General features: G+C 67.3%; 15 protein-coding genes. 11 read left to right on the top strand and 4 right to left on the bottom strand.

Annotated elements, in window-relative coordinates:
* Positions 1 to 26 precede the first annotated feature (26 nt).
* Positions 27 to 974, top strand: a complete 948-nt coding sequence (locus KY49_RS09315) for an SPFH domain-containing protein (RefSeq protein ID WP_042584281.1) — start codon at positions 27 to 29, stop codon at positions 972 to 974.
* Positions 975 to 1,146: 172 nt separating this feature from the next.
* On the opposite strand, the gene smpB is transcribed toward KY49_RS09315, so the two are convergent.
* Positions 1,147 to 1,593, bottom strand: coding sequence for an SsrA-binding protein SmpB (gene smpB / locus KY49_RS09310; RefSeq protein WP_042584280.1), 447 nt, complete (start codon positions 1,591 to 1,593; stop codon positions 1,147 to 1,149).
* A 97-nt stretch (positions 1,594 to 1,690) separates the two neighbouring features.
* Between smpB and KY49_RS09305 the strand changes: the two genes are divergently transcribed.
* Positions 1,691 to 2,128, top strand: a complete 438-nt coding sequence (locus KY49_RS09305; RefSeq protein ID WP_010092083.1) for a type II toxin-antitoxin system RatA family toxin — start codon at positions 1,691 to 1,693, stop codon at positions 2,126 to 2,128.
* Between the two features lie 4 nt (positions 2,129 to 2,132).
* On the top strand, positions 2,133 to 2,456 hold the full coding sequence (locus KY49_RS09300) for an RnfH family protein (protein ID WP_010092084.1): 324 nt from the start codon (positions 2,133 to 2,135) through the stop codon (positions 2,454 to 2,456).
* A gap of 54 nt (positions 2,457 to 2,510) precedes the next feature.
* On the opposite strand, the gene KY49_RS09295 is transcribed toward KY49_RS09300, so the two are convergent.
* From KY49_RS09295 to KY49_RS09285, 3 genes are all read right to left on the bottom strand, one after another.
* A complete protein-coding gene (locus tag KY49_RS09295; RefSeq protein ID WP_042584646.1) occupies positions 2,511 to 3,479 on the bottom strand; it encodes a DMT family transporter in 969 nt (322 codons plus the stop codon).
* Positions 3,480 to 3,618: 139 nt separating this feature from the next.
* On the bottom strand, positions 3,619 to 4,287 hold the full coding sequence (locus KY49_RS09290; RefSeq protein WP_042584645.1) for a Vgb family protein: 669 nt from the start codon (positions 4,285 to 4,287) through the stop codon (positions 3,619 to 3,621).
* Between the two features lie 40 nt (positions 4,288 to 4,327).
* Positions 4,328 to 5,548 carry a winged helix-turn-helix transcriptional regulator gene (locus tag KY49_RS09285; RefSeq protein WP_042584279.1) on the bottom strand — a complete coding sequence of 407 codons (1,221 nt, stop codon included), beginning with the start codon at positions 5,546 to 5,548 and terminating at the stop codon, positions 4,328 to 4,330.
* A 303-nt stretch (positions 5,549 to 5,851) separates the two neighbouring features.
* Between KY49_RS09285 and guaB the strand changes: the two genes are divergently transcribed.
* The 8 genes from guaB (at position 5,852) to qhpG (ending at position 17,073) form a co-directional block, all read left to right on the top strand.
* Complete coding sequence (gene guaB, locus KY49_RS09280) at positions 5,852 to 7,312, top strand: IMP dehydrogenase (RefSeq protein WP_042584278.1); 1,461 nt, start codon at positions 5,852 to 5,854, stop codon at positions 7,310 to 7,312.
* Between the two features lie 6 nt (positions 7,313 to 7,318).
* Entirely contained in the window at positions 7,319 to 7,924 is a 606-nt protein-coding gene (locus tag KY49_RS09275) for a hypothetical protein (protein ID WP_042584277.1), read from the top strand.
* 110 nt (positions 7,925 to 8,034) lie between these two features.
* Positions 8,035 to 9,654 carry a glutamine-hydrolyzing GMP synthase gene (gene guaA / locus KY49_RS09270; RefSeq protein WP_042584276.1) on the top strand — a complete coding sequence of 540 codons (1,620 nt, stop codon included), beginning with the start codon at positions 8,035 to 8,037 and terminating at the stop codon, positions 9,652 to 9,654.
* A gap of 476 nt (positions 9,655 to 10,130) precedes the next feature.
* Positions 10,131 to 11,546: a ferritin-like protein gene (locus tag KY49_RS09265; protein ID WP_231636362.1), complete on the top strand. Its 1,416-nt coding sequence runs from the start codon at positions 10,131 to 10,133 to the stop codon at positions 11,544 to 11,546.
* Between the two features lie 297 nt (positions 11,547 to 11,843).
* Entirely contained in the window at positions 11,844 to 13,259 is a 1,416-nt protein-coding gene (locus KY49_RS09260) for a hypothetical protein (RefSeq protein WP_052495630.1), read from the top strand.
* On the top strand, positions 13,249 to 14,109 hold the full coding sequence (locus KY49_RS09255; protein WP_042584274.1) for a hypothetical protein: 861 nt from the start codon (positions 13,249 to 13,251) through the stop codon (positions 14,107 to 14,109). The genes KY49_RS09260 and KY49_RS09255 overlap by 11 nt, the downstream gene beginning before the upstream one ends.
* Positions 14,099 to 15,556, top strand: a complete 1,458-nt coding sequence (locus KY49_RS09250) for a radical SAM/SPASM domain-containing protein (protein ID WP_231636361.1) — start codon at positions 14,099 to 14,101, stop codon at positions 15,554 to 15,556. The genes KY49_RS09255 and KY49_RS09250 overlap by 11 nt, the downstream gene beginning before the upstream one ends.
* Positions 15,553 to 17,073, top strand: coding sequence for a flavin-dependent monooxygenase QhpG (gene qhpG / locus KY49_RS09245; protein WP_197083557.1), 1,521 nt, complete (start codon positions 15,553 to 15,555; stop codon positions 17,071 to 17,073). Before KY49_RS09250 ends, qhpG begins: the two co-directional genes overlap by 4 nt.
* The last annotated feature ends 5 nt before the right edge of the window (positions 17,074 to 17,078 follow it).

Below are 17,078 nucleotides of genomic sequence, written 5' to 3'. Positions count from 1 at the left end.
CGCTGACAACAAGGAGGGAACGCTTCATGGACTCGCTGATCATCTGGGTCGTCCTGCTCGTCATTGCCGTCGTGATCGTGTCGAAGACGGTGAAGATCGTGCCGCAGCAGCACGCGTGGGTGCTCGAACGCTTCGGGCGCTATCACGCGACGCTGTCGCCGGGCCTGAACATCGTGCTGCCGTTCGTCGACCGCATCGCGTACCGGCACGTGCTGAAGGAAATTCCGCTCGACGTGCCGAGCCAGGTCTGCATCACGCGCGACAACACGCAGCTGCAGGTCGACGGCGTGCTGTACTTCCAGGTGACCGATCCGATGAAGGCGTCGTACGGGTCGAGCAACTTCGTGCTCGCGATCACGCAGCTCGCGCAGACGACGCTGCGTTCGGTGGTCGGCAAGCTCGAGCTCGACAAGACCTTCGAGGAGCGCGACTTCATCAACCACAACATCGTCTCGGCGCTCGACCAGGCCGCGGCGAACTGGGGCGTGAAGGTGCTGCGCTACGAGATCAAGGACCTCACGCCGCCGAAGGAGATCCTGCACGCGATGCAGGCGCAGATCACCGCGGAGCGCGAGAAGCGCGCGCTGATCGCCGCGTCGGAAGGCCGCAAGCAGGAGCAGATCAACCTCGCGTCGGGCGCGCGCGAAGCCGCGATCCAGAAGTCGGAGGGCGAGCGGCAGGCGGCGATCAACCAGGCGCAGGGCGAGGCGGCGGCGATTCTCGCGGTCGCCGAGGCGAACGCGCAGGCGATCCAGAAGATCGCGAACGCGATCCAGTCGCAGGGCGGGATGGATGCGGTGAACCTGAAGGTCGCCGAGCAGTACGTCGGCGCGTTCTCGAATCTCGCGAAGCAGGGCAATACGCTGATCGTGCCGTCGAACCTGTCGGATCTCGGCACCGCGATCGCGTCGGCGCTGTCGATCGTCAGGCATGCGGGGCCGGCGGGAGCCGGCACGCCGGGCGGCAAGGCCTGAGTGGTGTCGCCGCGGCGGTCTTGCCGCGGCTGTATCGTGCGCCGGGCGTGCGGCGGATTGCCGCGACGAAGTGCGATGAAGTGCGCGTCCGGCCGCCCGCCGGCTCGTCACGCTTCCCCCACAGGACAAAGGCCCGCTTCGAGCGGGCCTTTTCATGCGAGGTAACGGCGCGTCAGGTGCCGGCGCGCATGATGCGTGCCTTCTCGCGCTCCCAGTCGCGCTTCTTCTCGGTTTCGCGCTTGTCGTGCAGCTTCTTGCCTTTCGCGAGGCCGATGTCGCACTTCACGCGCCCGCCCTTGTAGTGGAAGTTCAGCGGCACGAGCGTGTAGCCGCGCTGCTCGACCTTGCCGATCAGTTTCTTGATTTCCTCGGCATGCAGCAGCAGCTTGCGGGTGCGCAGCGGATCGGGCTTGATGTGCGTCGAGGCCTCGGGCAGCGGGCTGATGTGCGTGCCGATCAGGAAGATCTCGGCGTTCTTCACGATCACGTAGCCTTCCTTGATCTGGCCGCGCCCGGCGCGCAGCGCCTTGACTTCCCAGCCCTCGAGCACGAGCCCCGCCTCGTAGCGTTCCTCGATGTGGTAATCGAAGTGCGCTTTCCTGTTGTCGATGATGCTCATGAAAGGATCGGGCCAACTCGTTTAAAATCACAATTTTAGCAAAGCGGGGCGAGAATCGCCCGGCTTGCGTTCCCACCTTTGCGATGCCGCGCGATTTATGGCAGATGTCCAGAAAACCGTATTGATCCGTCATTCGGCGGAACAGATGTTCGACCTCGTCACCGACGTTGCCGATTACCCCAATTTCCTGCCCTGGTGCGGCGGCATCGAGATCCGCCGCCAGGACGAGAACGGGATGGAGGCGCGCATCGACATCAACTTCAAGGGCATCAAGCAGCATTTCGCGACCCGCAACACGCAGCAGCGCCCGACGCGCATCGACATGGAGTTCGCGGACGGCCCGTTCAAGAAATTTACCGGCTCGTGGCGCTTCACGGCGCTGCGCGCCGATGCGTGCAAGATCGAATTCTCGCTGCATTACGAGTTCTCGAACATCCTGCTCGAGAAGATCATCGGGCCGGTGTTCAGCCATATCGCGAACACGTTCGTCGATTCGTTCGTCAAGCGCGCCGACCAGCGCTACGGGAAGGGGTGACGCGATGCTGTCGATCGAAGTCTGCTACGCGCTGCCGGAGCGCCAGACGCTGATTCCGGTCACGTTGCCGGACGGCGCGACCGTGCGCGCGGCGATCGACGCGAGCGGCGTGCTCGCGCTGCATCCGGAGATCGATCTCGAACACGCGAAAACCGGCGTGTTCGGCAAGCTCGTGCCGCTCGACGCGCCGCTCGCCGACCACGACCGCGTCGAGATCTACCGGCCGCTGATCGTCGATCCGAAGGTCGCACGCCAGCGCCGTGTCGAGAAATCGCGTCGCGAAGGCTCCGTCGAGGGCCGCAAGTGGCAGCACAAGGATTCGCGCTGATTCGCGCGATCCGACGCTGATTTATCCGATTCGTCGGATCAAACCCCGCCGCGCTCAGTGCGCGGTGAGGTTCGCATTCATCGGATCGTTCTTCGTGTGCGTGTCGCCGTGCCGGCGCACCGAGCCGTAGACGCCCGCGAGCAGCAGCACGAGCGCCGCGATTTCGAACACGCGCGGCAGCCGGTGGTCGTAGACGAACGCGTACAGCAGCGCGAACACGGTCTCGAACACGATCAGCTGGCCCGACAGCGTCAGCGGCAGGCGCTTCGACGCGGCGTTCCACAGCCCGTTGCCGAGCCACGACGCGCCGATCGCGAGACCGAGGTTCAGCAGCCAGAACAGCTGCCAGCGCGACGCGGGCAGCGCCGCCTGCAGCGTGCCGGCGGGCGCCGCGAGGACGCCGAGCCAGCACACGGCGCCGATCAGGCCCGTCACGACGCCCCACAGCACCGACCATTCGTTGCCGCTGAAATGATGATGCCGCTGCAGGTAACGGGCATTCGCGACCGCATACCAGGTCCAGCTCGCGAGCGCGCCCGCCGCGCACGCGATGCCGGCGAGTTTCTGCGCGAGCGTCGTCGCGTGCGCGGCTTCGGACGTGAACAGGTCGACGTTGATGCACGCGATGCCGGCGACGACGAGCGCGAGCGGGCCGGCCAGCCGCCTGAGCGGCACCGCGCCTTGGTCGCCGAGGCCGGCGAGCGTGACGGTCACGGGCAGCACGCCGACGATCAGCGAGCTGGGCGCGATGCCGATCAGGTGCACCGCGCCGGACAGCAGCATGTAGTAGGCCACGTTGCCGACCAGCGCGAGCTTCGCGAGCGCGATGAAATCCTCGCGGGTCAGGCGCGCGAGCAGCGAGCGCGCGACCGGCAGCGCGGCCGCGAGCGACACGAGGCCGTACATCGCGTACCGGCCGGCGCTCAGCAGCAGCGGCGAGAAGTCGGTCAACAGCCGCGGAACCATGAACACCATGCCCCACAGGGCGCCCGCCAACACTCCGTACACCACACCGCGCTGCATCGACTTCTCCGGCTGAATCACTGACGAGCGCGCATCTTAGCGGTGTCGGCGCAAAGGCGTCTTGTTCATTCCTGCACTCGGCGGGAAGCGGCGCGGCGTTGGCGAACGCCGCGCGTGTCGTCGGCAGGGGAGACTTGGCCTATTGATCCGTCGAATCGGCCGAAGCCGTCGCGCCGCGTGCGGGGCGACGCACGACCCGAATCTTCCCGCTGTTGCCGCCGCCGCAGAAGAAGCGGTCGCCGCCGTCGGATTCGAGCCCCGACACGCCGGCGCCCGGCGGCATGTCGAGCCGTTCGAGCACTTGACCCGATTGCGGATCGACCCGCCGCAGCTCGCTTGCGTCGCCTTCCCAGGTGCCGTGCCAGAGCTCGCCGTCGACCCAGGTCACGCCGGTGACGAAACGGTTCGATTCGATCGTGCGCAGCACCGCGCCGGTCTGCGGATCGATCTGATGAATCTTCCGTTCGCGATACTGGCCGACCCACAACGTCCCTTCGGCCCACGCGAGTCCCGAATCGCCGCCGCCGCCGGGCGCGGGGATCGTCGCGAGCACGCGGCCGGTCTGCGGATCGATTTTCTCGATGCGGTCCTCGACGATCTGGAACAGGTGCCGGCCGTCGAAGGCCGTGCCCGCATGCGCGGCGACGTCGAGCGTGCGCAGCGTCTCGCCGCTGTCCGGGTCGAGCGCGTTCAGCCGGTCGCCGGACGCGAACCAGACCTGTTGGCCGTCGAACGTGACGCCGTGCACGCCGTCGACGCCGGGAAAGGGGCCGTATTCCCGGATGATGTCTGCCGCGGATCGTTTCATGTCGCCGTCCTCGTCGTTCAGTGCGTTCGGTAACGCCATCCTAGTCGCCCGGCAGCGGCGCGGGGAGTAACAAGATCGTCGCGAATCCCGGCATGGGCGGCGTCGTCCAGCGACGCGCCCGCCCGCGGCCGAACGTCTGCACCTTGCCTGCCTGCGCGAGCGCGTCGAGCGCGCGCTGCACGGTGCGCTGGCTCGCGCCGAGCGCGAGGGCCAGCGCGGAGCTCGACCACGCTTCGCCGTCGGCGAGGAGGGCGAGCACTGCCGCATGCTTTTCGTCGACCGGGCGCGCGAGCACGACGACCTCGCGCGCGCCGTGCGGCTCGAGCGCGAAGCCGCGCGCGGTCGCGGTCACGTCCGCGAGCGGTTGGAGCATCGCGCGCAGCCGGCCGATCTCGACGCGCAGGCGCGCGCGATGCGATTCGTCCGCGTGCCGTGCGCGAAACGCGTGGGCGATGAGCGTGTCCCTCGGCACGTCCGCCGGCCACGCCTCGCCGAGCGCACGCGCCAGCGCGAACAGCACCGGCCGCCGCGCGAGCGGGATCGTCGTGCGCGCGGCGCGCACGACATGGCGGCACGCATCCACGACGACGGCGTCCGACGCCAGCAGCGCTTCCACTTCGTCGAGCAGCAGGAGCCGCGCACCGCCGGGCGCGATCCGGCGGGCGGCCGGCGCGTCGAGGATGCCGCGCGCGCAGTCGATCTCGGCCGTCAGCGCGGCAATTCCGGCGTCTTGCGCGGCCTGGCGTGCGCGGGCGAGGGCCGCGCGCGCGGCGCCGGGCCGCACGCGCCGCATCGCGATGCCCGCGGCGACGAGCTCGTGCACGGCGCGCGACGCCGCCGGCAGCGGCGCCGGATCAAGGCCGGCGAGCGCGCGCTCGGCGTCGTCGAGGCGCCCGATCAGCAGCAGCCGGCGCACTTCGAGATGGCGTGCGTGCGCCGCATTGACGTGATCGCCGTGCGCTTCGAGCGTGGTGCGCGCGGCGTCGAGCGCACGGGTCGGCCAGCCGAGCTCGCGCGACGCGAGCGCGATCTCGGCTTGCGCGACGACGCAGCGCGCGCGGGCCACGGTCTCCTTCGGGCCGAACGCGCGCGCCGCACTGCGCACGAGCGCCTTCGCGCGCTCGAAGTCGCCGAGTTGCGCCATCGCGATGCCGCGCAGCGCGAGCGCGGGCGCGTCGTCGCGCAGCGCGACCCGGTTCAGCGCGCCGAGCGGGTCACCCGCGGCGAGCGCGCGAGCTGCGGCCGTAATCAGCGAATCCATCCGAATCCCGACACACTTGTCACTCCTGCCGTTCGTGGCCCGGCACTAATCTAGCACCACACCCCCGCACGGCGCGGGCTGTCGGGCCGGCGCATCGGTGATCGCACGCGCGGCCGGGCTGGCGTGAGGGCACGCGCGAACGGACACGCCGGCACCCAAAACGAAACCGGATCGAAAACGACTCGAACGGGGATGCGAACGATTCGGGGCCCCAACCGCCGGAAAACGGCTAAGCCTTTGTTCGTGTTGTGAAATTCAGCCGCACATCGCGTATAATTCCATTTTGCGCCCATAGGATTTGCCATGCGTCTGATCCAAAAAGCACTCACTTTCGATGACGTGCTCCTCGTCCCGGCCTTCTCCGACGTTCTGCCGCGCGACACCAGCCTCAAAACCCAGCTGACCCGCAACATCTCCCTGAACATGCCGCTCGTGTCCGCCGCGATGGACACGGTCACCGAAGGTCGCCTCGCGATCGCGATGGCGCAGCAAGGCGGCGTCGGCATCATCCACAAGAACCTCACGCCCGCCGAGCAGGCCCGCGAAGTCGCGAAGGTCAAGCGCTTCGAGTCCGGCGTCGTCCGCGACCCGATCACGGTGCCGCCGCAGATGAAGGTGCGCGACGTGATCGCGCTGTCGCGCCAGCATGGCATTTCGGGTTTCCCGGTCGTCGAGGGCCCGCAACTCGTCGGCATCGTCACGAACCGCGACCTGCGCTTCGAAACCCGCCTCGACGAGCCGGTCAAGTCGATCATGACGCCGCGCGAGCGCCTCGTGACGGTCAAGGAAGGCACCCCGCTCGCCGAAGCGAAGGCGCTGATGCACAGCCACCGCCTCGAGCGCGTGCTGGTCGTCAACGATGCGTTCGAGCTGCGCGGCCTGATGACCGTCAAGGACATCACCAAGCAGACCGAGCACCCGGACGCGTGCAAGGACGAGCACGGCAAGCTGCGCGCAGGCGCGGCGGTCGGCGTCGGTCCGGACAACGAAGAGCGCGTCGAGCTGCTGGTGCAGGCGGGCGTCGACGTGATCGTCGTCGATACCGCGCACGGTCACAGCAAGGGCGTGCTTGAGCGCGTGCGCTGGGTCAAGCAGAACTTCCCGCACGTCGAGGTGATCGGCGGCAACATCGCGACGGCCGCGGCCGCGAAGGCGCTGGTCGAGTACGGTGCGGACGCGGTGAAGGTCGGCATCGGCCCCGGCTCGATCTGCACGACGCGGATCGTCGCGGGCGTCGGCGTGCCGCAGATCAGCGCGATCGCGAACGTGTCGGAAGCGCTGCGCGGCACCGGCGTGCCGTGCATCGCCGACGGCGGCATCCGCTTCTCGGGCGACGTGTCGAAGGCGCTCGCCGCCGGCGCGAACGCGGTGATGATGGGCAGCATGTTCGCCGGCACCGAGGAGGCGCCGGGCGACGTGTTCCTGTACCAGGGCCGCCAGTACAAGTCGTACCGCGGCATGGGCTCCGTCGGCGCGATGAAGGACGGCGCGGCGGACCGCTACTTCCAGGACAACTCCGCAAACATCGACAAGCTCGTGCCGGAAGGCATCGAAGGCCGCGTCGCGTACAAGGGTTCGGTCAACGCCATCATCTTCCAGCTGATCGGCGGCGTGCGCGCGAGCATGGGCTACTGCGGCTGCAAGACGATTGCCGAGCTGCACGAGAAGGCCGAATTCGTCCAGATCACCGCGGCGGGCATGCGCGAGTCGCACGTGCACGACGTGCAGATCACGAAGGAAGCGCCGAACTACCACGTGGACTAAGCGCCGATGAAACCGTTGCTGCGAGCCGTGCTGGTCGTCGATGCCGTGCTGCTGGCGGCGTTCGGCCTGCTGTTCGTGCTGACGCCGTGGCATGCGCTGTTCAACGCGCTGCAGCTTGCGAACGTCGAGCCGGCGATGCTCGGCCAGGCGTTCGGCATCGCGCTGCTCGGCCTTGCGTGGCTCGCGGCGCACGCGGCGGTCAACGGCGACCTGACGGCGCCGGTCGCGCGCGCGGTCGGCCACGTGAACTGGCTGACCGGCATGCTGACGATCGTGTGGGCGATCGGCTCGCACGGTCCGGCGCTGGCGGCGGCCGGCCAGTTGCTGTCCGCGGCGGTCGGCGTCGTGCTGTTCGTGCTCGGCCTCGGCGGCGTGCGGCTGGCTTCGGCGGTGCGGCGGCGCGAGCGGGCGCAGGCGCTCGAAGGCCGAGCCGCGCAGCGGCCGGCCGAGCCGGCGGCGGTGTCGCCGCAGCGGGCCGAGCCGCTCGTTGCCCGCCCGGCGGCCACGTCCGCCGCAGCTTCGTCCACCGCAGCGTCGTCCGGCGCGCCTGCCGCGTCCGGCAAGGCGTCAAGCGACGTCGCGCTGGACGAGCGCCCGCCGATGCAGGAATGACCGGCCGTGCGTCGCGCGCCCGTTTCGCCCGACGCCGCCGTCCATGCTTTTGACGCAGCGCGCGATGCGCTGCTTTTCTTATCCGTTTGTTCTTCATCCCGTCCGCAGCCATGCACGACAAAATCCTGATTCTCGACTTCGGTTCGCAAGTCACCCAACTGATCGCGCGGCGCGTGCGCGAATCGCACGTCTATTGCGAGATTCACCCGAACGACGTGTCCGACGACTTCGTCCGCGAGTTCGCGCCGAAGGCCGTGATCCTGTCGGGCAGCCATGCGAGCACGTACGAAGACCATCAGCTGCGCGCGCCGCAGGCCGTGTGGGATCTCGGCGTGCCGGTGCTCGGCATCTGCTACGGCATGCAGACGATGGCCGTGCAGCTCGGCGGCAAGGTCGAGTGGAGCGACCAACGCGAATTCGGCTATGCGGAAATGCGCGCGCACGGCCATACGCGCCTGCTCGACGGCATCGAGGATTTCACGACGGCCGAAGGCCACGGCATGCTGAAGGTCTGGATGAGCCACGGCGACAAGGTTACCGAGCTGCCGCCGGGCTTCAAGCTGATGGCGTCGACGCCGAGCTGCCCGATCGCCGGCATGGCCGACGAGGCGCGCGGCTACTACGCGGTGCAGTTCCACCCGGAAGTCACGCACACCGTGAAGGGCCGCCAGATGCTCGAGCGCTTCGTGCTCGACATCGCCGGCGCGGAGCCGGACTGGATCATGCGCGATCACATCGAGGAAGCCGTGGCGCGCATCCGTGAGCAGGTCGGCGACGAGGAAGTGATCCTCGGCCTGTCGGGCGGCGTCGATTCGAGCGTCGCGGCCGCGCTGATCCATCGCGCGATCGGCGACCAGCTCACCTGCGTGTTCGTCGACCACGGCCTGCTGCGCCTGAACGAAGGCCAGATGGTGCTCGACATGTTCGAGGGCCGCCTGCATGCGAAGGTCGTGCACGTCGACGCATCGGAGCAGTTCCTCGGCCATCTGGCCGGCGTGACCGATCCGGAAGCCAAGCGCAAGATCATCGGCCGCGAGTTCGTCGAGGTGTTCCAGGCCGAGGCGAAGAAGCTGTCGAAGGCGAAGTGGCTCGCACAGGGCACGATCTATCCGGACGTGGTCGAATCGGGCGGCACGAAGACGAAGAAGGCGACGACGATCAAGAGCCACCACAACGTCGGCGGCCTGCCGGAGACGCTCGGCCTGAAGCTGCTCGAGCCGCTGCGCGACCTGTTCAAGGACGAGGTGCGCGAGCTGGGCGTTGCGCTCGGCCTGCCGCCGGAAATGGTGTATCGCCATCCGTTCCCGGGCCCGGGCCTCGGCGTGCGGATTCTCGGCGAGGTGAAGCGCGAGTACGCGGACCTGCTGCGCCGCGCGGACGCGATCTTCATCGAGGAGCTGCGCAGCACGACCGCGACCGCACAGGATGCGGCGGCGGGCCTGTGCGGCGAAGCCGACGTCGGCAAGAGCTGGTACGACCTCACGAGCCAGGCGTTCGCGGTGTTCCTGCCGGTGAAGTCGGTCGGCGTGATGGGCGACGGCCGCACGTACGACTACGTGACGTCGCTGCGCGCGGTGCAGACGACCGACTTCATGACCGCGCACTGGGCGCACCTGCCGTACGCGCTGCTCGGCCGCGCGTCGAACCGGATCATCAACGAGGTGCGCGGGATCAACCGGGTCGTGTATGACATCTCGGGGAAGCCGCCGGCGACGATCGAGTGGGAGTGAGTTGTACGCAACCGGCTGAACATGCGGGGCGCCCTTGAGGCGCCCCTTTTTTTCGCGATCGGGAGCGGGCGGGGGCATGCACGGGCAATTGTGCATGCCGGACATGGTGTTTTCCCGAGCTGTCAAACTTGACAGACTTGTCTCGTCAGCGCTGCGTGCAATAATGAAATGACAATATTCACGGGCGACCAAACACCGTCCATCGCATCGATTCAAATCACGCCTGCGCAATGACACGCTCGACAGCGTGCTTGTGCGATCCCCGCTTTCCCGCAATACCGGCCTTTTCCTGCAGTTCCGCGCGACTCTTTTCTTGATGACGTGGGCAATAAGGAGCGGCAATGCAATCTCTCAGACTTTGGCGCCATCTTGCGCCTATCGGTCAACAACCCGCCGAGCTGACGCCGCGCGGGCCGACTGCCAAAGGCGGTGTAGCGGCGCCGCCACTCATAAGCGAGTTCTCCCCGCGCGATTACGTGACCTACCTGCTGTCCATCGATGCGGAAATCGAGCATTGCCTGATGGTGCAGTATTTATATGCCGCCTATTCGCTGGGCGGCCCGCAGGTGCCGCCACAATTTCACGATACCGTGCGCATTTGGCAAGAAGCCATTCTCGGCATCGCAAAGGAGGAAATGGGTCATTTGATCACGGTGCAGAACGTACTGCGCCTGATCGGTTCGCCATTGCATTTCGAGCGTGACGATTATCCGTGGGATACGCCGTTCTATCCGTTTCCTTTCATGCTCGAACCGCTGACGCTCGATTCGCTCGCGAAATACGTCTACGCGGAAGCACCCGTCGGCTGGAAAGGCGGCGCATTGGGCGAAGAAATCCGTGCGCGCGTCGAGGCACAGGCTTCCAATCCGCACCAGGTCGCGGAATTGTTCGACGCGCTGATTCCGCTCGTCAACGATCCGGACTACCTGCCCGACGAGGTCTTTCAGGCCGACACCTACCGCTGCCAGGCGGATTTCGCGGAGTGGGGACGCGGGTACCAGGGCGGCCAGCGCGGCAGCAGCGGCCACGCGTCGCTCAAAAGCACGCCGGACGTGCTGGTGAAGCCCGCCACGTCACGCGACGACGCCGTCGACGCGCTGAAGGCGATTGCACAGCAAGGCGAGGCCACGCATGGCACGCAGCCCTCGCATTTCGTGCGGTTCCTGCGGATCTACATTGAAATGCGCAGGGTCCTTGAAGGGGAGCTGTGCGGCGTCGATGTCTGGGGCGACGCACGTCCGGACGATTACCTCGAAGCGGCATGGCAGGCGGCCTATCCGGCAGCACTCGCCGCGTTGAGCGAGAGCGTCGCGGCCACGACGGGCGCGCACGATGCTTGGCAGCCTTCGCGCCCGGTCGCGGTCAACCCATACGTGTTGCTCGATCCTCAGCTCGAGCCCGAGCAGGACGGCGCGCCGGTGACGCCCATCACCGAGCCGGTGACGGCCTTGTGGGCGTCGCTATCCAATCTGCGCTATCGCATGTTGCTGCAGTATCTGATCCACAGCTTCACGCTCTACGGCGGGCTCAATGCGGCAGGCACGGTGACGCCGCGCGGCGCGATCGTCAATGCCGCGTTCGGCGAAATGTACAACCTGCGCGCCCTCGCCGAGATCCTGATGCAGTCGCGCGTGTCGAACAGGCCGGATGCACCGCTCGCCGGGCCGCCGTTCCAGGTGCCGTATACGCTCGACAGCCCGTTGGGCGAGGCGAACCGGTGGCGCGGCCACCTCGATCTGCTGGCGGCATCGGACAACCTGACGACGGCCTTGCTGGCCCGCATCGATGCCGCACACCGTCCGTATCTGCTCAGCCTGCGCGAAGCCGACAAGAGCATGGTCGCTATCGCCAAGCGCATCTTGTCCGGCGACGTCGATCCGGCGTTACTTTAGGGTCTGTTTACATACGGAACACGCATGCGAATGCCCGAAATCGCTCGTAGGGCAAGGAGGGAGGAGCGCCGTTTGGCCGTGCCAAACAAGCGACGAGCGACGCCGCCATACGGGCGATTTCGGGCATTCCCGTGGAATGGTTTTTTCGAAATTTGGGGTTGCGACGAGAACGGCCGCTCGCCGCGTTGCGCTCCTTGCGAATACGTCCAGTATTCGCGGCGTCGCGCGCCTCGCGAGCGGCCGTTCTCGTCGCAACGCATGCGTGTTCCGTATGTAAACAGACCCTAGGAGCCAAACATGCCGATACTGGAACTCCGGATTCTGCCGCCAATTGCAGTCGGCAGGCTGGGCGCCGCGGCGACGCCGCTCGAAGCGTTCGACCTCGCCGTCGATCCCGACAAGCCGCTCGACTTTCGCCGCATCGTGCCGTGTACGACATTGGAGGTAGACCAGGAAAGCGGTGAAATCGTGCGGGCCTACGTGCCCGACAAGATCCGCTTCAAGGACGAGGACAGGAAGGTGCGCCCGGTGGCGCCTTTCCTCGAGGTCTATGCGCGCACGAGCGAAGCGCCGGACCAGTTGCAGCCGCTCACGCTCCAGCTGCTGGCCGCGGAACAGCTGGACACCGGCGCCTTGCATTGGGACGTCCAGCTGGGGAACATCAAGATTTACCGGCGCACGAACAATCCGAACGACAAGATCCACGCGCGCCTGACCGGCCTCAAGGACCACCGGCGGCATGCGATGGAAGGCCATTGCGAGAACTTTCGCACCGGGCGGCACCTGCCGCTGGGTCACGTCCAGTTCATCAAGCCGACGCAGCGGCATCCCGAGATCCGTCTGCGCTATACGCCCGCGGCCGGCATCGTGTACGGGACACGCATGAAGCGCCGCCTGTCGGACGAGGACGTGGCGCTGCAGGACGATCCCATCATCGATCGCGACGAGCTCGTGCTCTATGACGAGACGCGCGGCGACTGGCTCGGCTATACGGAAAGCACGGGCCCCACGCTGACCAATCCCGCCCAGATCTATGCCGGCTACGCCGGCAAGGACGGCAATCAGGTCAGCTGGGGCTACCTCGACGACGAATGCGACGGCCACGTTCAAGTCGTGCTGACCAGGCAGGACGGTTCCACGCTGCGTGCTCACGGCTATATCGGTGCGGGGCCGCCCGCCTATGCGCCCGATACGCTGCCCGTGCGCGTGGTGTCCGACGAGATGGAGCAGATTCTCTACGGCACGGATGTCGAGCAGGAGAGCGTATCGATCGACGAAGCCACGGAGATCGTCCTGCGCGCGCTGGAAACCATCCGCCTGATGAACACGGCCGTCATGAACGGCAATCCCGTCAATGGCCGGCTCGACATCGCGAGCACCATGGTGCGTCAGAACGCTGCCGACTTCGAGCGCTATTACGAGCCCATCGCCGCCGAATCGATCGTCGACAATCTCGCGCTGCGCGCACTGCACGAGCGCGTGTTTAGCGCCTTGTCGGCGGGCGGCGCGCCGTGGTTCGCCAAGGTTCTGCGCCAGCCCGAGGAGATCGGCGACCTATCCGCCGAAGGGCTGCGCAAGATGCCGGCCTTGATGCGCGGCGCCGATGGTCGCAGCCTGACGCTCACGCGCCGCCATATCAATCTCGTGATCAAGGCGGCTCGAGACGCGATGTTCGGACAACCGAGTTCGAAGGGAGACCAGCATGTCGGCTAACGATCCCAATCATCCGCAGGACCCGAAGCCGGCCGGGGACACGGCCATCCGCGCCGCCAATCTGACCGCGCAGATTCATCACCGCGGCGTAGGCAACCCGGCGTCGGTGCTGCCGCGCAGCGCGATTTCGAATTGCTTTCCCGGTCTGGAATTCGATTTCCGCAACCTCTGGCGGCGCGCGTTCGAAGGCATCACGCTGGTCGAGAACAACAACTACGTGATCGACGCGGAGAAGGGCTACGAGCACCTCAAGACGCGCCGCCTGCTTCGCTTTGCCGGGCTGGAGGTCGGCACGATGGTCGCGACGAAAGGCCCGGTGCGGCCGAACGCGGATTCGGTCCCGCTTGCCAGCGCGCCCAACCCCAACGCGGTGTCGTTCATGGAGTGGTCCAACTCCATCGCCCGCATCGTGCATTTGCAGGGGCAGGCGGTCGAATGCGAATTCACGGCCTACCAGAACGCCACGGACGAAGTGCTGGTCGACACCCACAAGGAGACCTTGAAGGAGACGCTCGTACTCAGGCGCTTCTTCGATGGCGATACGGCCAGCTTCAACCTGCAGATGCTCGAGCCGGGCGAGCTGACGCAAGGCCTCTGCGCGCCGTGGCAGAACGACTACCGCGAATGCGCGTGCTACTACTGGGCCGCCTCGCGCCCCGACTTCGTCAACGTCGAGCCGGGCGACGACGGGCTGGCTCGCGGCGACATGTGGCTGTCCAAGCGCCGCACGGGCACCTACGTACCGGATAATCGCGTCGACTCGCGGCTGTGGTCCTACGACGATCTGTTCAAGTCGTGGCAGGAGGATCTCCGGTTCGTGATACGGGGCAAGGATGCCGATGAAACGTGATCCGCAGGCCGAGCCTGCCGCCACGGATCGCCCGGTGCGGAACCATCAGGCGGGCGCGCCGCTCGCCGCCGTGGCGACGGCAATGGCCGCACGCATCGTCGAGCAGTCGCGCCCGCAGCATCCCGAAATCCATCTGGTCGAGGATGCGCAGGGCGCGCAACTGCTGCTAGTCAACGGAAGCCGGCTCTTCCATGTGCCGCCCCGTCTGCGTGACGAATTGCTCGCGGGGCTGCCGGGCGGGGAGGAGGGGGCCGTCGCTTCGCTGGTGGCGCGCTACGGGCTGGGGCTGATGCCCGTGATCGACGACGCCCCTTTGGTCGACGTGCCGATACATGCGCTGTCGCTCGCGGTCGCGCAGAAATGCAACCTCGGCTGCACCTATTGCTATGCCCAGCAGGGGGAATTCGGCGGCAAGGCGAAGAACATGCCGTTGGAGACCGCGCTCGCGGCCGTCGACCTGCTGATCGACGGGGCTGGCGACGGCGACAAGATCAATCTGGCATTCATGGGCGGAGAGCCACTCGCCAATCGAGCCGTGCTGCGCGCGGCGACCGCCCATGCGCGCGAGCGCGCCGGCTTGCGCGGCATACGCTGCCATTTTTCGGTCACGACCAACGGCAGTCTCCTGCAGAAAGACGACGCCGAATTCTTCGAGGAGCACGGTTTCGCGGTCACGGTCAGCCTCGACGGACCGGCGCCCGTGCATAACCGATTGCGTCCGTTCAAAGGGGGCAGGGGATCCTTCGATCACATCGTCGAGCGTTTGGCGCCGCTCCTCGCGCGTCAGCGGCGCATGCAGGTCTCCGCGCGCGTGACCGTCACACCGTTCAATCTCGATTTGCCGGACACGCTCGATACGTTCATCGACATGGGGTTTCACAGTGTCGGGTTTTCGCCGCTGCTGCGCGCCGCGAACGGCCGCGCGGAAATGGGGCCCGCCGACATGGCGGACATGCTGCAAGGGATGATCGCTTGCGGGCTCGCGTTCGAGCAAAAGGTGATGCGCGGCGAGCGCTACCCGTTCCTGAACATGCAGAACGCCTTGCATGAAATTCAGCGCGGCACGCACCGGCCCTATCCATGCGGCGCCGGCGCGGGATATTTCGGCGTATCCGCCGACGGCGAGCTGGCGGCCTGCCACCGTTTCGTGGGAGATGAGGCGGGCACCATGGGGCATCTCGCCACCGGCGTCGATCGCGTACGCCAGACGACCTGGCTGGCCGAGCGTCACGTACACCGGCAACAGCCTTGTCACACCTGTTGGGCGCGCTATCTGTGCGGTGGCGGGTGCCACCATGAAGTCCTTGCGCGTGGGCGCAGCGCATGTGACTACATCCGCGGATGGCTGCATTATGTGATCGGCGCGCACGGCCGGCTGGCGCGCCATGCGCCCGACTGGTTCGCCGGTCCGCGCGAGACGCCGGCCGACGCCGCGGGCGGCGCGTGAATCGCACCTTCGACATGGTGGTGGTCGGTGCCGGGCCCGCGGGCCTGTGCGCGGCGCTGCGCCTGAACCAGCTCGGGCATCGCGTGCTGCTCGTCGAGCGAAGCAGGTCATGGCCTCGTCCGCAGATCGGGGAGGCGCTGACGCCCGGCGTGCGGAACATCATCGACTTGCTCGACGCGAACGATGCGCTGGAGACCGTGCCCATCCTCGCCGGCAAGCCCACGCGCTTGCGCTGGACGAGCGAGGCGATCGAGACGGTGGCGCACGACGGCGCCGTCGTCGATCGCGCCGCGTTCGATGCGGCGCTCGTGCGCCTGGCCCAGGCGCGGGGCGTGGCCGTGCTGCGGCCGGCGAGCCTGGTTCGCGTCGACGGCAGGCCGGGGAGCTGGCGGGTGCAAATCGCGACGTCCGAAGGCTTGCTGCAGGTCGACGCGACGGCCGTGCTCGATGCGCAGGGCCGGCAAAGCCGGCGCGAACCGCAACGCCTGCGCGCGGCGCGCTTGTCGACGCTGTGGGCCGAGATCCCGGCCTCGGCGCGGGGGCCGGGCGCCGATCGGGCCACTCGCGTGGATGCGCTCCCCGACGGATGGATGTGGGGCGCGGCGCTGCCGAGCGGCCGCTACCGCATCATGTTCACCTTCGATCCGTCCATGCGCGGCGATGCGCCGGCGCGCGAGCCGGAAACGCTGTTGCGGCGGGCTTGCGCGCGCAGCGCGCTGTTCGAGGAGATGGCCGGCCTGCCTTGGTGCAATGCGCCGAGCATGTGCGCATCGACACCCTACATCGACGCGCTTGCCTGGCAAGAGGGGCGGGTCAAGCTCGGGGACGCCGCGTTCGCGCTCGATCCGATTTCGTCGTCGGGCGTCGAAAAGGCGATGCGATTCTCGCTCCAGGCCGTCATCGCGCTCAACACCTGGTGCCGGGCGAGCAATGCCATGGAGCAAGCGCTGGCTCGGCGCTTTTACGAGTCGCGTCTGGTGGAAAGCGCAGCGCGTCATTTCGCATGGAGTGCCGGATACTATCGCCAGGCATGGTGTGGCGAATCGCCTTTCTGGCGCGGGCGCTCGACGCCAACGTTGACGTCGGGCCTGGCGCCCGACGATACGCGCGCCGCGCGTGTTGCCGACTTGACACTAGCGCTGCAAGCCGAATGGGCGCAGATCGCAGTCGTTCGCCCGCCGTCCGGTGATTCCGCTCCCCGATTGCCCATGCACGATCCGATCCGCTTTGCTCGGGATGCCGAAATTGTCGTGGTGCCATGCGCGACGGGCGATCGAGTCATCGCGCATCCCGCCTTGCAGCACCCGAATCTCGATCGCCCTGTCGCGTTCTGGGACGGCGTCGCGCTCGTTCCGCTGCTCGGCGCGTTGACGCGGGCGGCGCTTCCGCTCGAGCTGATCGGGTCGCTCGGGGGATCGATGGAACCCGCCAGCGCACGACGGCTTCTGGAATGGCTGTGGAGCAAGCGAATCGTCGAACCCGCAGCGTTCGGCGCGAATGCCTGTCCGACCTCATAAGATGG

It is taken from the genome of Burkholderia sp. MSHR3999 (assembly GCF_000833595.1).
Lineage (GTDB): Bacteria > Pseudomonadota > Gammaproteobacteria > Burkholderiales > Burkholderiaceae > Burkholderia > Burkholderia ubonensis.
Note: the sequence above shows the minus strand (reverse complement) of the source record. Positions and strands in the feature narration are given on the sequence as shown.

Excerpts from the sequence above, each read along its gene's own strand:
- KY49_RS09315 (WP_042584281.1), top strand. The coding sequence starts at position 27 with ATGGACTCGCTGATCATCTGGGTCGTCCTGCTCGTCATTGCCGTCGTG.
- smpB (WP_042584280.1), bottom strand. The coding sequence starts at position 1,593 with ATGAGCATCATCGACAACAGGAAAGCGCACTTCGATTACCACATCGAG.
- KY49_RS09305 (WP_010092083.1), top strand. The coding sequence starts at position 1,691 with ATGGCAGATGTCCAGAAAACCGTATTGATCCGTCATTCGGCGGAACAG.
- KY49_RS09300 (WP_010092084.1), top strand. The coding sequence starts at position 2,133 with ATGCTGTCGATCGAAGTCTGCTACGCGCTGCCGGAGCGCCAGACGCTG.
- KY49_RS09295 (WP_042584646.1), bottom strand. The coding sequence starts at position 3,479 with ATGCAGCGCGGTGTGGTGTACGGAGTGTTGGCGGGCGCCCTGTGGGGC.
- KY49_RS09290 (WP_042584645.1), bottom strand. The coding sequence starts at position 4,287 with ATGAAACGATCCGCGGCAGACATCATCCGGGAATACGGCCCCTTTCCC.
- KY49_RS09285 (WP_042584279.1), bottom strand. The coding sequence starts at position 5,548 with ATGGATTCGCTGATTACGGCCGCAGCTCGCGCGCTCGCCGCGGGTGAC.
- guaB (WP_042584278.1), top strand. The coding sequence starts at position 5,852 with ATGCGTCTGATCCAAAAAGCACTCACTTTCGATGACGTGCTCCTCGTC.
- KY49_RS09275 (WP_042584277.1), top strand. The coding sequence starts at position 7,319 with ATGAAACCGTTGCTGCGAGCCGTGCTGGTCGTCGATGCCGTGCTGCTG.
- guaA (WP_042584276.1), top strand. The coding sequence starts at position 8,035 with ATGCACGACAAAATCCTGATTCTCGACTTCGGTTCGCAAGTCACCCAA.
- KY49_RS09260 (WP_052495630.1), top strand. The coding sequence starts at position 11,844 with ATGCCGATACTGGAACTCCGGATTCTGCCGCCAATTGCAGTCGGCAGG.
- KY49_RS09255 (WP_042584274.1), top strand. The coding sequence starts at position 13,249 with ATGTCGGCTAACGATCCCAATCATCCGCAGGACCCGAAGCCGGCCGGG.
- KY49_RS09250 (WP_231636361.1), top strand. The coding sequence starts at position 14,099 with ATGAAACGTGATCCGCAGGCCGAGCCTGCCGCCACGGATCGCCCGGTG.